The sequence below is a fragment of the Mesorhizobium sp. ES1-3 genome, from assembly GCF_020164795.1.
Lineage (GTDB): Bacteria > Pseudomonadota > Alphaproteobacteria > Rhizobiales > Rhizobiaceae > Mesorhizobium.
The window spans coordinates 168,209-182,996 of the sequence record NZ_JAIUGW010000010.1 but is presented as its reverse complement, the minus strand read 5'-3'; the positions used below and the strand labels follow the sequence as shown (position 1 = coordinate 182,996).

Genomic DNA, 14,788 nt, shown 5'->3' with positions numbered 1-14,788 from the left:
CCCCCTAGAGGGGGAGATGTCCGGAAGGACAGAGGGGGGCGCTGTCCCGCCAACGTCTCCGATAGAACGCCCATCCTCAATTCCCCTCGAACACGGGCTTTTCCTTGGCCACGAAAGCCAGGTACGCCCGTTCGAAATCGCGGGTCTGCATGCAGATAGCCTGCGCCTGCGCTTCGGCCTCGATCGCCTGGTCGAGGCTCATCGACCATTCCTGGTTGAGCTGCGTCTTGGTGATGCCGTGGGCGAAGGTCGGGCCGGAGGCGATCCGTGCCGCCATCTCCAGCGCGTCGGCCTCCAGAGCCGCGGCATCGACCAGCCTGTTGTAGAACCCCCAGCGCTCGCCTTCATCAGCCGTCATGGTGCGGCCGGTGTAGAGCAGTTCGGCGGCGCGGCCCTGGCCGATGATGCGCGGCAGGATCGCGCAGGCGCCCATGTCGCAGCCGGCAAGGCCGACACGTGTGAACAGGAACGCCGTCTTGGCTTCCGGCGTGGCGATGCGAATGTCCGAACTCATGGCGATGATGGCGCCGGCGCCGACCGCCACGCCGTCGACAGCCGCGATGATCGGCTTGCCGCAATTGAGCATCGCCTTGACGAAGTCGCCGGTCATGCGGGTGAAGGCGAGAAGTTGCTTCATGTCCATCTTGACCAGCGGACCGATGATGTCGTGGACATCGCCGCCGGAGCAGAAATTGCCGCCATTGGACAGGAACACCACGGCGTCGACGTCGTCGGCGTAAGCGAGGTCGCGGAACGTGTCGCGCAGTTCGGCGTAGCTGTCGAAAGTCAGCGGATTCTTGCGCTCCGGCCGGTCGAGCCGGATCTTGGCGATCCTGCCCTCGACCTCCCACAGGAAATGCTTCGGCTTCAGGCCGGCCATTGCAGTCATTCGCGTCCCTCCCAGTTGCTGCGGAACGAGGTCAGCATGCCGGTCAGCCGGCGCGCATCATCCTCGCTGACCTTGCCCAGCAATTCACCGATCCAGCCCTCATGCGCGGCGGCGATGGTGGCGAAGGACTTCGTGCCCTCGTCGGTCAACCGCACCATGGAGGTGCGGCGGTCGCCATTGCGGCGCGCGCGGGCGACAAGTCCTTCCGACACCAGCCGGTCGACAATGCCGGTGACATTGCCGTTGGACACCAGCAGGAAGCGTGACAGGTCGCTCATCAGCATGCCTTCCGGCGCCCGGTAAAGCGCGGCCATGACGTCGAAGCGCGGCAGGGTCGTATCGAATTCCCTCTTTAGCCGTTCGCGCAGTTCGGACTCGATCGTACGCGAGGCGCGCAGCAGCCTGATCCAAAGACGCAGCCGGTCCTTGCCGGGGCCCGATGGCACGGGCAGGGGGCCGGCTACCATGTTTCACCTCCCGAGATCGAAATCGCCTGTCCGGTGATCGATTGCGCCGCGTCGCCGCACAGCCACAGCACGGCTTCGGCAATTTCCTGCGGCTGGATGAAACGGCCTTGCGGATTGGTCGAGACGAGGCTGGCTCGCGCCTCGCCAGCCGAGCGGCCGGTCTTCTCGATGATGCGCTGGATGGACTCCTCCAGCATGTCGGTCTCGACGAAGCCCGGACATACGGCATTGACGGTGACGCCGGATTTCGCCGTCTCGGCGGCAAGCGCCCGCATCAGGCCGACGACGCCATGCTTGGCCGCCACATAAGGCGCGACATAGGCGTAGCCTTTCAGACCGGCGGTGGAGGCGATGAAGACGATCCGTCCTGCCTTGCGCGCGGCCATGCCGGCCAGCGCCGGCTTCACCGTCAGGAAGGCCCCGGTCAAATTGACGTCGAGCGTTCGCTGCCAGTCGGCCAGCGAGGTCTTGTGCGCCGGCGTGCTGCCGGCCATGCCGGCATTGGCGACGACCATGTCGAACGGCCCGCGCGCGGATTCTGCCGTCTCGTAAAGCGATGCCATCGCCACCTCATTGGTGACATCGGCGACGATGCCATGGATGTGGCCGTTTGCGCTGGCAAGCTTGGCGAGCTCAGCTTCGCGGCGCCCGCATATGGTCACGTCGGCACCAGCCTCGGCCAAAGTGAGCGCGATGGCCCGGCCGACGCCGGAGCCGCCGCCGGTGACCAGCGCATGCTTGCCGGAGATTGTCGCGGCCGTCATACTTTCAGCCCCGCGGCCGCATCGCGCTCGGCCAGCCGGTAGAGCTGGTCGCGTCCGGGCAGATAGGGATCCGGCCATTTGACGCCACGGTCGCCGAGCGTCACCGCCGCATGCAGCGTCCAGTAGGGATCGGAGAGATGCGGCCGCGCCAGCGCCACCAGATCGGCGCGGCCGGCCATCAGGATCGAATTGACGTGGTCGGGCTCGAAGATGTTGCCGACCGCCATCGTCGCCATGCCGACCTCGTTGCGAATGCGGTCCGAAAACGGCGTCTGGAACATGCGTCCGTAGACCGGCTTTGCCAACACAGAAGTCTGGCCGGCCGAAACGTCGCAGATGTCGACGCCGGCCTCGTGCAGCATCCGCGCGATCTCGACGGCATCTGCCGGCGTCACGCCTTCGATGCCGACCCAGTCATTGGCCGAAATGCGCATCGAGATCGGTTTTCCCGCCGGCCAGGCGGCGCGCACCGCGTGGAAGATTTCGAGGGGATAGCGCATGCGGTTTTCCAGCGGACCGCCATAGGCGTCCGTGCGCCGGTTGGTGACCGGCGTGATGAACGACGACAGCAGATAGCCGTGCGCGGCGTGGATTTCGAGCATGTCGAAGCCGCAGCGATCGGCCATCTCGGCTGAGGCCACGAATTGATCGCGCACCAAATCCATGTCGGCGCGGTTCATCGCCTTCGGAACTTGGTTCTCAGGCGACCACGCAACGGCCGATGCCGCCATGACAGGCCAGTTGCCCGAGACCAGCGGCACGTCGGTGCCTTCCCAGCCGACTCGGGTGGAACCCTTGGCGCCGGAATGGCCGATCTGGGCGCATATCTTCGCTTCGGTTTCGGTATGGACGAAGTCGACCAGCCGCCTCCATGCCATCTCATGTTCGGGCGCGTAGAAGCCGGGGCAGCCGGGCGTGATGCGTCCTTCCGGGCTGACGCAGGTCATCTCGATATAGACGAGCCCGGCGCCGCCCTTGGCGCGCTCGGCATAATGGGTGAAATGCCAGTCGGTCGGGCAGCCGTCGACGGCCTTGTACTGCGCCATCGGCGAAACGACGACGCGATTGTTGAGGACCATGTCGCGGAGCTTGAAGGGCGCGAACATCGGCGCCCGACGCAGCCTGTTGCCGCCGGCACCGGCCTGCCGCTGGAACCACTCTTCGGCGCCGCCCAGCCATTCGGCATCGCGCAGCCGCAGATTCTCGTGGCTGATGCGTTGCGAACGGGTCAAAAGCGAATAGTTGAACTGCACCGGATCGAGACCGAGATAGCGTTCGACCTCCTCGAACCATTCCAGAGAATTGCGCGCCGCCGACTGCAGCTTCAGCACCTCGGTGCGGCGGGCATCCTCATATTTGCGGAACGCGGCCTCGAGGTCCGGTTCGGTCTCGACATAGTCGGCCAGCGCCACCGCACTTTCCAGGGCAAGCTTGGTGCCCGAGCCGATCGAAAAATGCGCCGAGGCCGCCGCGTCGCCCATCAGCGCCAGATTCTTGTAAGACCAGCGCTCGCACAGCACGCGCGGGAAGTTGATCCAGGCCGAGCCACGGATGTGATTGGCATTGGTCATCAGCGCGTGGCCGCCGAGATGTTTGGCAAAGATGCGCTCACACACCGCGATGGACTCCTGCTGCGTCATCGCGCCGAAGCCGAAGGCGGCCCAGGTCTGTTCGCTGCACTCGACGATGAAGGTCGCGGTCTCGCTGTCGAACTGGTAGGCGTGCGCCCACACCCAGCCATGCTCGGTCTTCTCGAAGATGAAGGTGAAGGCGTCGTCGAATTTCTGGTTGGTGCCGAGCCAGACGAACTTGCATTTGCGCGTGTCGATGTCGGGCTTGAAGATATCGACGAAGCTGTTGCGCGCCCTGGAGTTCAACCCGTCGGCGGCGACGACCAGATCATGGGTCTCCATATAGGGTTTTGGATCGGCGATGTCGGTTTCGAACATCAGCTTGACGCCGAGTTCGCGGGCGCGGCGCTGCAAGAGAACCAGCAGGCGCTTGCGGCCGATGCCGCAGAAGCCGTGGCCTGACGAGACCGTGCGCACGCCGTCATGGATGACGGCGATGTCGTCCCAATAGGCAAAATGCTTCTTGATCCAGACGGCGCTGACCGGATCGTTCTTCGCAAGATTGTCGAGCGTCTCGGCCGACAGCACGACGCCCCAGCCGAACGTGTCGTCGGCGCGGTTGCGCTCGAAAACCGTCACCTCGTGCGCGGCGTCCCTCAGCTTCATTGAAATGGCAAAGTAGAGGCCGGCTGGTCCGCCGCCGAGAACCGCAACCTTCATCCGTGCGCTCTCCTCTTCGCTTGCTGCATATCGAGTATCGCGCCGGCGGCAAGATATTTCAAGCTTAAAGTTTTATGTCGAAATGATTATGCGGACGTGGGTCGCGCGCTTGCCGTGACGACCTTCAGGCGTATCCGCCGAGGCCGCTCCCATCGAGCCGAACAGGATCGCGGCAAGCACCGTGCGGGATGGACAGTCTTATGCCGGCGCCTTCCCGGGCGGCCGCAGCCAGTCCGCGTCGATCTCGGGAAGCGGAATTGCGGCAAGCAGGTCTCGCGTGTAAGTCTCCCTGGGATTGTCGAACAGCGCGTCGGTGGCGCTCGCTTCCACGATCCTGCCCTCGCGCATGACGATCACCTGTTGGCAGAGCCGCCGGATGACCGACAGATCATGGCTGATGAAGGCGACCGTCAGGCCCATCTCCGCGGCAAGCTTCTCCAGCAGCGTGAGGATCTGCGCCTGCGTCGAGACGTCGAGCCCGGAGACGATCTCGTCGGCCAGCACGAATTTCGGCGACAGCGCCAGCGCGCGCGCAATGCCGACGCGCTGGCGCTGGCCGCCCGACAGTTGGTGGCGGAAGCGGCTGGCGAAGCTCTGCGGCAGGCCGACGCGTTGCAATGCCTCGGCGACACGTGTCTTCAGATTGTCGCCAAGCCCGTTCTGCTTGAGCGGTGCGGCGATGATGCTGGCAATGGTGCGGCGCGGGTTGAGCGACGACATCGGATCCTGGAAGATCATCTGCAGGTCGCGGCGCAGTGGCCGCAGTGCCGCTTCCGGCAGATGGGTGATGTCGCGGCCCTCGAAACGGACGCTGCCGGCGCTTGGCTCCAACAGCCGCACCAGCGTACGGCCAAGCGTCGATTTTCCCGAACCGGATTCGCCGACGATGCCCGTCACCGAGCCGCTGGGCAGGTCGAAGTCCAGGCCTTTCAGAATCTCGGCCAGCGGTGCGCGGCCGATCAGCGGCTTGCGCGTCATGTCGGGCAGCGCGACCTTCAGCCCGCGCACGGAAAACAGCGGCTCAGCCATGCGGACGCCTCCAGGCCTGGTCGGCTGCCGCGATCTCGGCCGCAAGTCCGGCCAGTACCGTCTCGTCCACGGGTTTCAGCGAGGCGAAGGGATCTGTATAGCGCGGCGTGGCAGCCATCAGTGCCCGGGTGTAGGGGTGCCGAGGTGCCGCGAAGAGATCGGCGGTCTCGGCTTCCTCAACCACCTTGCCGGCATAAAGCACCGAGACCTTCTGGCTGATCTTGGCGACGACGCCGAGATCGTGGGTGACGAACAGGATCGCGGTGCCGTGCTCGCGCTGCAACGCGGCGATCAGCCGAAGGATCTGTTTCTGCACGGTGACGTCGAGTGCCGTGGTCGGCTCGTCGGCAACGATCAGCCGTGGCTCGGCGGCAAAGGCCGCGGCAATCAGCACGCGCTGTCGCATGCCGCCGGACAGTTCGTGCGGATAGCTCTTCAGCACGCGGTCGGGGTCGCGGATCTGCACCTCGTCCAGCAATTGCCGGATCCGCCGATCGGCCCTGTCGCCGCTCCAGCCGAGAATGCGCACCAGCCGGTCGGTCATCTGCGGGCCGATGCGGCGCGACGGGTTGAGCGCGGTCAGCGGATCCTGCGGGATCAGCGCCGTGCGCGCGCCGATCAGCGCGCGCCGTGCCTTCGGCGGATGCTTGCCGAGGTCTTCGCCCTCGAGCCGCATATCGCCCTCGACGATGCGCACGCTCGATGGCAGGACGCCAAGCACCGCCTTGCCGATCATCGTCTTGCCGGCGCCGCTCTCACCCACCAGCGCGCGCACCTCGCCGGGTTGCACTGAGAGCGATACCGAGCGCAGCACCCGCTGGCCATTGGCCAGCACGGCGCTCAGATTGGCGATGTCGAGGCAGGCGCTCATCGCAGCACCGGATCGAAACGCGTCTTCAGCGCTTCGCCGAACTGGCTGAACGAGAGCACGGTGAGGATGAGCGTGATCAGCGGGAAAACCAGCACCCACCAGGCCTGATGGATCGACAGCCGGCCCTCGGCGATGATGCCGCCCCAGGTCGGATCGTCGGTCGAGATCGACAGATTGACGAAGGACAGGATCGCCTCGACGATGACGGCGATGCCCATCTCCAGCGACAGCAGCGCCACGATAGACGGCACTACATTGGGCAGCACCTCGCGCAGCATGATGCCGATGCGGCCGTAGCCGGCGATGCGGGCATTCTCGACATAGTCCATGCGCGACTGCCCCATGGCTTCGGCACGAATGACCCGGCAGAAGCGCGTCCAGTCGATGATCGCGATGGCGAGAATGACCGAGCTCAAGCCGGTGCCGAGCACGGCCACCAGCAGGATGGCGAACAGCACCGGCGGGAACGCCATCCAGATATCGACGATGCGCGAGATGATCCGGTCCGCCCAGCCGCCGAAATAGCCGGCGATCAAGCCGAGCGTCGAACCGACGACGCAGGCGGCGATGGCCGCGGCAAAGGCGACGATGAAGGCGATGCGGCCACCAAAGATCAGGCGCGAAAGCAGGTCGCGGCCGAGGCTGTCGGTGCCGAGCCAATAACCAGGCTCGGCGCCATCGAGCCAGAACGGCGGCAGACGTTCGAGCATTAAATCCTGCGCCAGCGGATCCTGCGGCGCGACCAGCGGCGCGAAGATTGCCGCCAGGAGCGCGATGAGGAGCCAGCCGCCGGCCAGCCACAGCCTCGGGCTCAATCCGCGTCGTGGGATGCGTGCCTCATCCATGGCGCAGCCTCGGATTGAGCAGCGCATACATCATGTCGACGGCAAGGTTGATCAGCACGAACAGCAGCGCGAAGACCAGCACGATGCCCTGGATCAGCGGCAGGTCGCGGTTGATGACGGCGTCGATCGCCATGTTGCCGAGGCCCTCATAGGAGAACAGCCGTTCGACGATGACCGTGCCGCCGATGAGGAAGGTGAATTGCACGCCGACCAGGGTCAGCGTCGGCAGGGCGGCATTCTTCAGCGCCTCGCGCAGGATAACCTGCGTTTCCGAAAAACCCTTGACCCGTGCCAGCACGACATAGTCGAGGTCGAGCACTTCCTTCAGCGACTGTTTCAACAGCTGCGAGATGATTGCCGCCAGCGGCAGCGCCAGGGCAATCGCCGGCATCAGCATGTGTTTCAACAGGTCCCAGGTCAGGTCGAGGCGCAGCCGAAGCAGGCTCTCGAAGAAATAGAATTGGGTGACGAAGGGCAGGTCGAGTTGCGGCGACACGCGGCCCGAAATGTCGAAGATCGGCACCAGCACGCCGAAGAGCAGGATCAACACCAGGCCCCAGAGGAAATCGGGAATGGAAAGCGCTGCACCGCTGGCGATGTCGATGCCGGCTTCGACCGCCGTACCGCGTTCGCGCGCGCCGAGTATCGCCGTCGTGCCGCCGATCGCCACCGCCATGACAAGCGCGACGATGGCAAGCTCCAGCGTTGCCGGAAGCCGGTTGAAGACGAGGCCGAGCACCTCTTGCCGCAGCGAGATCGAGGTGCCGAAATCGCCTCTGGCGACACCGGACAGCCAGATGAAGAACTGTTCGACGATCGTCTTGTCGAGCCCGTAGAGCGCGCGCAGCCGGGCGATGTCGTCACTGGTGGCGCCGGGCGGCAGCATCATGGCGATCGGGTCGCCGGGCGCGACGCGGATGACCACGAATACGACGACGGCCACGCCGAACAGCGTGATCAGCATCGTCAGCAGACGGATCAGGAATCGTTGCAGGAGCATTTAAATCTTCAGGAGCCCTTGGGCTCGTATGCCCGATGGAAAATGCGCGCCGTCATTGGCGACGGCGCGCGGCAATTCCGGGCCGATATCAGGCCGGGGTCATCAGGGCCGGCAGCAGCGCGCCGGAAATATGCTGCACCACGTTGACGCCCTTGGCATGCACGATCGGCTGCGCGTACTGCATCAGCGGCAGCACATAGGCCTGCTCGGCGATGTATTTATCGACCGCCTTCCAGCCGGCGATGCGCTTGGCCTCGTCTTTCTCTCCCCACAGCGGATTGATCATGTCGATCAGGTCCTGGCTGTCCCAGACCGAATGCGGGCTCGGCCCATACATGGCAAAGCCGGTCGAGGTGGTCGGATCGCCAATGGCGTTGCCCCAGTTGTAGAAGGCCGCGGGCGCGAGCTTGTCGGCGGCGCGCAATTCGTAGTGCTTGGCGATCTCGTAGACCTCGATCGTCGCATCGATGCCAACCTTGCGCCACATGCCGACGATCGCCTGGATCATCTCATAGTCCTTGGGCTTGAAGCCCTTGGTCGTCTGGATGGTGAACTTGACCGGCTTTTCCGGCGAATAGCCTGATGCCGCCAGCAGTTCCTTGGCCTTCTCCGGATTGTGCTCCACCTTGATCGAGGCATCGAAGGCCGTGTATTCCGGCGTTTCCAGTGTGGCGATCGGCTGGCCATAGCCGCGCAGCAGCCGCTTCACCAGAAGCTCCTTGTCCACCGCCATGACGGCTGCCTGGCGCACGTTCTTGTCCAGCATCGCTTCGATGTCGTTGAAGAAGATCATGCCGATGTCGGAAACATTCTTGATCGAGCCGGCGAGCCCGTCCTTGGCGATCAGCCGGTCGTATTCCTCATAGGGGATTTCGAGCGTCACCTGCGAGGAACCGGATTCGATCTCGGCGACGCGGCTTGCCGCATCGGTGACGAACTTGATCGTCACATTCTCGAAGGCCGGCTTGCCGCCCCAATAATTCGGATTGGCCTTCAGCCGCAGGAAGGCATTGCGCTCGAATTTTTCGACCATGTAGGGGCCGGTGCCGATCGGCGCCTTCTCGAACCCTTCGGCGCCGACCTTCTCGTAATAGGCCTTGGGCATGATGTAGCCGGTCAGGAACGACATCCACTTGAAATAGACCGGGTCGAACTGCACGACGTCGCCTGTGATCTTGTTGCCGTCGATCTTGAAATTACTGACGTTTTTCCAGACGAACTGGATCGGGTTGCCGGTCTTTTCGTCGCCAGCGCGCTGCAGCGACCAGACGACGTCTTCCGGTGTGAAGGGTGAGCCGTCATGCCATTTCACGCCTTCGCGCACCGTCATCATGATCTTGGTGCGGTCGTCGTTCCAGCCCCATTCGGTCAGCAGGCCAGGCGCGAAGGACAGGTCCGGCTTCTGCGGGATGAACTGGTCGAACACCGATTGGTAGAGGCCCTGGATCGTCGGGTTGACGGCTGACGGCCCGGTGGTCGGATCCCAGGACGGCAGGTTGACGTTGTAGGCGATGGTCAGTTCGCCGGCGGCAGCTTGGGCGATGGTTGGCAGGCCAACGGCGGCCACGCCAAGTGCCGCGGCACTGTACCCCAGCAATTCGCGTCTGTTGATTGTCATGGTCGTTCCCCTTGTTGGTTATTGTCTTCGCGCGGCTTCGTCCGGTCATTGGTTCGGGCTTCGTCGGCAGCAGCGCCTTGCCTCTCGTCGCCCTCATGAAATCGTCTGGCCTACCTCCCGCCGAGCTGTTGCGCGAGCATGAAGCCCGAGGCGGCACCGGTGCCGGCACCGGGCCATGTCGCGGCGCCGGTGAGGTGCAGATTGCTGACCGGCGTGTTCCAGCCGGCATAGCCGCGCGCAGGACGGAACAGGAAGTTCTGCGCCAGATGATGGCTGCCGCAGACCTGGTCGCCACCGACGAGGTTCGGGTTCTCGCGCTCGAGATCGATTGGCGAAAACACCGCGCGGCCGAGGACTTTTGCGCGCAGGCCCGGCGCGTAGGTTTCGATGATGTCGAGCACGCGGTCGGCATAGGCCTCCTTGACCTGATCCCAATGCGCCGGCGCGATCTTGGCCGAGGCGTCGCCCGCGATTTCGGCGGGCAGCATGCGCACCTGCACCCACAGCACATGTTTGCCCGCAGGCGCGCGCGACGGATCGACTGCCGTCGGCTGGCCGACGACAAGTACCGGTTCGTCCGGCAACATGCCTGCCATCGCCTGCTGATAGGTGCGCGACATCTGGTCGAGCGATGGCGCCAGATGCACATAGGCGAATTGGCGCAACTCTGCCCCGGCCCGCCAATCCGGCAGATCGGCCAGCGCCAGGTGGATCATCATCGTGCCCGGCGCATGCCGGAATTTTTGCATCGCCGTGTCGAAGCGGGTGTCGCCGGAACCTCCGGGCAGCAACTTGCCGGTCAGCGCCTTGGGCGCCACGCCGGCAATGACCGCCCTGGTGGCCGTATGCGTCTCGCCGGAGGCAAGCCCTACGCCTGTCGCTTTGCCGCCGGAGACCTTGATCTCGGCGACATCGGCGCTGGTGACGATCTTGCCGCCGGCCGACGTCACCATGCCGGCCAGCGCACGGATGATCGTGTCGGCGCCACCCTTGCCCAGCACCATGCCGAAACTCTGGTTGGCCATCGATTCCAGATAGGGAAACACGGCGCCGCCGGCGATATCTGGCGCGAAGTCGAGATGCATGCCCCAGGTGGCGAACGTCGCCCTGATGTGTGGTGACTCGAAATTTTCCTCCAGCCACGCACGCGGCGAAGACAACAGCAGCCGGCCGGTGTCGAGCGCGCCGGAAACACCCTTCTTGCGCCACAGGTTCCAGGCGGTTGCCGCAAGCGCCCGGGCGCTCATTGGCGAGCCCAGCAGCTTGAACAAATGTTCGGCTTCGGTGGGGAAGGCGGTGACCAGCTTGCGCCATGTTGCGGCATCGGCGGCTGAAAACGCGGCCATGTGGCCGGCGGTCTTTTCCAGATCGTTGCTGACGCCGAACCAGCGTCCATCCGGGAACGCGCTGGCGAAACAGTCGGCGACCGGCGCGAATTCCAGCCCCTGCGCTTTCAATTCATTTGCATATTTCCGGTGGAAGGCGGAGCCGGCGAACAGGCTCAGATTCATCGCGCCGAAGTCGTGGCGGAAGCCGGGGAGGGTGAATTCGCGGGTCTGGACGGCGCCGCCGATTGTCGCGCTGCGCTCGAAAACCCCGGTTTTCCAGCCCTTGAGCGCCAGATGCGCGGCGCATGCCAGAGTGTTATGGCCCGCCCCGACAAAGATGGCGTCGAACTCGCTCACGCCCCGTTCCCATTTCCTTTATGCTTAAAGATAATTGCAGATGCATATGTTTTCGTCTAGTAGGATATTAAGGGCCGAGACGAGCCTTGATCATGTCAGACAAGAGGGAACAGAGACCATGGACACCCAAAAACTTCTCGGCGAAGTCGCCGGCCAGCTCCTTTCCGGCGCCATCAAGGTGGTCGACCTGACGGCGCCGCTCGGACCGGACACACCGCTGATCAAGCTCCCGCCGGAGCTCGCCGTCGACACGCCGAAGGTCGAGATCCACTCGATCTCCCGCTACGACAAGAACGGTCCGTGGTGGGCGTGGAACTGGCTGAAGCTCGGCGAGCATTCCGGCACGCATTTCGACGCGCCGCAGCATTGGATCAGTGGTAAGGACTATCCGGACGGCGCCACCGACACCATTCCAGCGCAGAATTTCATCGGTCCGGTCAATGTCATCGACTGTTCGAAAGAGGCCGCCGCCGACCCTGATTTCCTGCTCACCGTCGACCACATCAAGGCCTGGGAAGCCAAGCATGGCGCCATCAATGCCGGCGAGTGGGTGGTGATGCGCACCGACTGGTACAAGCGCAACGGCTCGGAAGCCGAGTTCCTCAACGCCAACGAGACCGGCCCGCACACGCCCGGCCCGACGGCTGAAGCCATCCAGTTCCTGATCAGCAAGAATATCAAGGGCTGGGGCTCGGAGACCATCGGCACCGATGCCGGCAAGGCCGGCGGCATGGAGCCGCCATTCCCGGCGCACACGCTGATGCACAAGGCCAACCGCTATGGATTGGCCAGCCTCTGCAACCTCGACCAGTTGCCGCCGAAAGGTGCCATCCTGATCGCGGCACCGCTCAAGATCGAGCACGGCACGGGCAGCCCGATCCGCGCACTCGCGCTGGTGCCGGGGAAATAGGGCGAAGGCGGTCTTCGGGAGAAGATCATGGTTGCAGCAGATGTTGTAGTGATGGGTGGGAAGGGGCAGCCTGGCAAGGCCGCCGCTCTACGGCGCCCCCCTCTGTCCTGCCGGACATCTCCCCCACGAGGGGGGAGATCGGCTGTCATCGTTGCCTTCGCCAATTTCCAACGTTGCAAGAACGAGCGGGGCGCCAAAGCTGCCAATCTCCCCCCTCGTGGGGGAGATGTCCGGCAGGACAGAGGGGGGCGCCGTAGAGGGCTGACCTCGCATGCCTACCAGCTGGCCCCGGGGAATCATCAATGAACGCCCCCGATCACATCATCGTCGGCAGCGGCATCAATGGGCTGGTTTGCGCGGCGATGCTTGGCGGCAATGGCGCCAGGGTGCTCGTGCTGGAGCGCAATGACCGCATCGGCGGCTGCATGCGCACCGAGGAGATCACCGCGCCCGGCTTCATCCACGACGTGATGGCGACGACCTTCGTGCTGTTCATCACCTCGCCGGCCTTCGCAGCACTGGGCGCCGACCTCGCCCGGCACGGGCTGGAATTCTGCCACACCGGCACGCCAACGGGCGTGCTGCGGCCGGATGGCAGCCACGCGGTGCTCACCACCGACCGCGCCGCCAACATCGCTGCGTTCAACGCGATCGCGGCCGGCGACGGTGACCGCCATGCGGAAGATGTCGGCGGCATCGAGCGCAATGCCGGCCTGCTGTTCGGCTTGCTCAGCGGCAGTCTGTGGTCCTATCCGACGGCCAAGCTGCTGGCCGGCGACGCCTGGCGGCGTGGTCCGCGCGGGCTTGCCGCCTTTCTCGGTGACGCCCTTGTGTCGGCGCGCGGCTGGCTGGAAAGCGCTTATCAGTCCGAGACCGTCCGCGCGCTCTGGGCGCCGTGGGTGCTGCATGCCGGGCTTGGCCCGGAAGACGGCTTTTCCGGCCAGATCGCCAAGGTGATCGCCTTCGCGCTGGAGGCTGCCGGCGCGCCGATCGTCAAGGGCGGCGCGAAGAACCTGCTGTCGGCTTTCGAGGCGCTCATCAAGGAGCGTGGCGGCGTCATTTCCACCGAAGCGGACGTTGCCTCCATCCTCCTGACCGGAGGTCGCGCCACAGGCGTACGGCTGGCCTCGGGCGAAACCGTTCACGCCACCAAGAGCGTCATCTGCTCGGTCACGCCGACGCAGCTTTATGGTCGCCTGCTCGGCACGGACGCTCCGAAGGACGACGTCGAAGCGACGCGGAAATACCGCTATGGCAAAGGCAACTTCCAGATCCACTACGCCCTCGACAAGCCACCGGCCTGGCGCGGCGGCGAGGGCCTCGACAAGGTGGCGCTGCTGCATCTGACGCCTGGCCTGGATGGTGTCTCGAAAGCCTGCAACGAGGCGGCGCGCGGCATGCTGCCTGATGTGCCGACCATCTGTGTCGGCCAGCCGCATGCGCTCGACCCGTCGCGCTGCCCGGAAGGCAAGGCGATCCTGTGGCTGCAATTGCCCGAGGCGCCGCGCCACATCAAGGGCGACGCTGCCGGCAAGCTGCAGGCGCCGGCTGACGGTCAATGGACCGAGGCGCTGCGAGAAGCCTATGCCGACCGTGCCGAAGCGATCCTCGCCAGCCATATCGACGGCTTCAAGGACAGCATCATCGCGCGCCGCGCCTATTCGCCGGCCGATCTCGAGGCGATGAACGTCAACCTGGTCGGCGGCGATCCCTACGGCGGCTCCTCGACCATTGACCAGTCCTTCCTGTGGCGGCCGTTCAAGACCAGCCGCAACCACCAGACCGGCATCAAGAACCTCTACCATATCGGTGCCTCGACCCATCCCGGTGCTGGCCTTGGCGGCGGCTCCGGTTTCCTGCTGGCGGGGAAACTGTGATGGAACAGAAGGTCGCCGAAAAACGCCAACGCATTTCGACCCTCGGTCAGATCGGCCTGCAGCAATTCGCGCCCTATCTGATGAACCGCATCATGGGCCGCTACAACGCCACCTTGCGTGAAGATTTCCGCAAGCAGGGCCTGACGATTTCACAGGTGCGCACGCTGGCCGTGCTGTCGGTCACCGACGGCGTCACCGTCAACGACCTCTCGGTCTATACCGTCATCGAGCAGTCGACCTTGAGCCGCACGCTGGACACGCTGGAGGGGCAAGGGTTCGTGCGGCGTGAGCAAGGTGTCACCGACAGCCGCATCCGCCACGTGTTCCTGACCGACGAAGGCCGCGCCGAGTTCACCCGCGCCTGGCCCGCCATGCATGACGCCTTCGAGGCGATGTTCGACGATATCGACGACGCCGAATATGCAGCACTTATCGCCACGCTTTTGAAGATGCTGAAGAACATTCGCAAGCACGACATCTAATGCATGTCGCCCAAAAGTGGACCCGGCTTTGGGGAAACGACATGCATAAACAAGGATTCT

At 64.6% G+C, this 14,788-nt stretch carries 13 protein-coding genes; 3 read left to right on the top strand and 10 right to left on the bottom strand.

Translation table 11 applies throughout. From position 1 onward, the window contains the following. Positions 1 to 76 precede the first annotated feature (76 nt). From LB536_RS16325 to LB536_RS16280, 10 genes are all read right to left on the bottom strand, one after another. Positions 77 to 889, bottom strand: a complete 813-nt coding sequence (locus LB536_RS16325) for an enoyl-CoA hydratase family protein (protein WP_224594301.1) — start codon at positions 887 to 889, stop codon at positions 77 to 79. Next, positions 886 to 1,356: a MarR family winged helix-turn-helix transcriptional regulator gene (locus LB536_RS16320; RefSeq protein ID WP_224594298.1), complete on the bottom strand. Its 471-nt coding sequence runs from the start codon at positions 1,354 to 1,356 to the stop codon at positions 886 to 888. The genes LB536_RS16325 and LB536_RS16320 overlap by 4 nt, the downstream gene beginning before the upstream one ends. Further along, a complete protein-coding gene (locus LB536_RS16315) occupies positions 1,350 to 2,120 on the bottom strand; it encodes an SDR family NAD(P)-dependent oxidoreductase (RefSeq protein WP_224594297.1) in 771 nt (256 codons plus the stop codon). Before LB536_RS16315 ends, LB536_RS16320 begins: the two co-directional genes overlap by 7 nt. Further along, positions 2,117 to 4,411, bottom strand: a complete 2,295-nt coding sequence (locus LB536_RS16310) for a bifunctional salicylyl-CoA 5-hydroxylase/oxidoreductase (protein WP_224594294.1) — start codon at positions 4,409 to 4,411, stop codon at positions 2,117 to 2,119. Before LB536_RS16310 ends, LB536_RS16315 begins: the two co-directional genes overlap by 4 nt. Positions 4,412 to 4,609: 198 nt before the next feature. Next, positions 4,610 to 5,440, bottom strand: coding sequence for an ATP-binding cassette domain-containing protein (locus LB536_RS16305; RefSeq protein WP_224594291.1), 831 nt, complete (start codon positions 5,438 to 5,440; stop codon positions 4,610 to 4,612). After that, positions 5,433 to 6,311, bottom strand: a complete 879-nt coding sequence (locus LB536_RS16300; protein WP_224594289.1) for an ABC transporter ATP-binding protein — start codon at positions 6,309 to 6,311, stop codon at positions 5,433 to 5,435. Before LB536_RS16300 ends, LB536_RS16305 begins: the two co-directional genes overlap by 8 nt. After that, positions 6,308 to 7,156: an ABC transporter permease gene (locus LB536_RS16295; protein ID WP_224594285.1), complete on the bottom strand. Its 849-nt coding sequence runs from the start codon at positions 7,154 to 7,156 to the stop codon at positions 6,308 to 6,310. Before LB536_RS16295 ends, LB536_RS16300 begins: the two co-directional genes overlap by 4 nt. Further along, positions 7,149 to 8,156, bottom strand: a complete 1,008-nt coding sequence (locus tag LB536_RS16290) for an ABC transporter permease (RefSeq protein ID WP_224594278.1) — start codon at positions 8,154 to 8,156, stop codon at positions 7,149 to 7,151. Before LB536_RS16290 ends, LB536_RS16295 begins: the two co-directional genes overlap by 8 nt. 88 nt (positions 8,157 to 8,244) lie before the next feature. Next, positions 8,245 to 9,774, bottom strand: coding sequence for an ABC transporter substrate-binding protein (locus tag LB536_RS16285; RefSeq protein ID WP_224594274.1), 1,530 nt, complete (start codon positions 9,772 to 9,774; stop codon positions 8,245 to 8,247). Positions 9,775 to 9,884: 110 nt separating this feature from the next. Continuing rightward, complete coding sequence (locus LB536_RS16280) at positions 9,885 to 11,459, bottom strand: phytoene desaturase family protein (RefSeq protein WP_224594270.1); 1,575 nt, start codon at positions 11,457 to 11,459, stop codon at positions 9,885 to 9,887. A gap of 118 nt (positions 11,460 to 11,577) precedes the next feature. Here LB536_RS16280 and LB536_RS16275 point away from each other — a divergent pair, with 118 nt between their 5' ends. The 3 genes from LB536_RS16275 (at position 11,578) to LB536_RS16265 (ending at position 14,728) form a co-directional block, all read left to right on the top strand. Beyond that, the gene (locus tag LB536_RS16275; RefSeq protein WP_140810880.1) at positions 11,578 to 12,369 is read left to right on the top strand and encodes a cyclase family protein; all 792 of its coding nucleotides are present in this window, start codon (positions 11,578 to 11,580) and stop codon (positions 12,367 to 12,369) included. Positions 12,370 to 12,671: 302 nt separating this feature from the next. Further along, positions 12,672 to 14,246, top strand: a complete 1,575-nt coding sequence (locus LB536_RS16270; protein WP_224594267.1) for a phytoene desaturase family protein — start codon at positions 12,672 to 12,674, stop codon at positions 14,244 to 14,246. Next, complete coding sequence (locus LB536_RS16265) at positions 14,246 to 14,728, top strand: MarR family winged helix-turn-helix transcriptional regulator (RefSeq protein WP_140757942.1); 483 nt, start codon at positions 14,246 to 14,248, stop codon at positions 14,726 to 14,728. The genes LB536_RS16270 and LB536_RS16265 overlap by 1 nt, the downstream gene beginning before the upstream one ends. Positions 14,729 to 14,788: the final 60 nt, after the last annotated feature.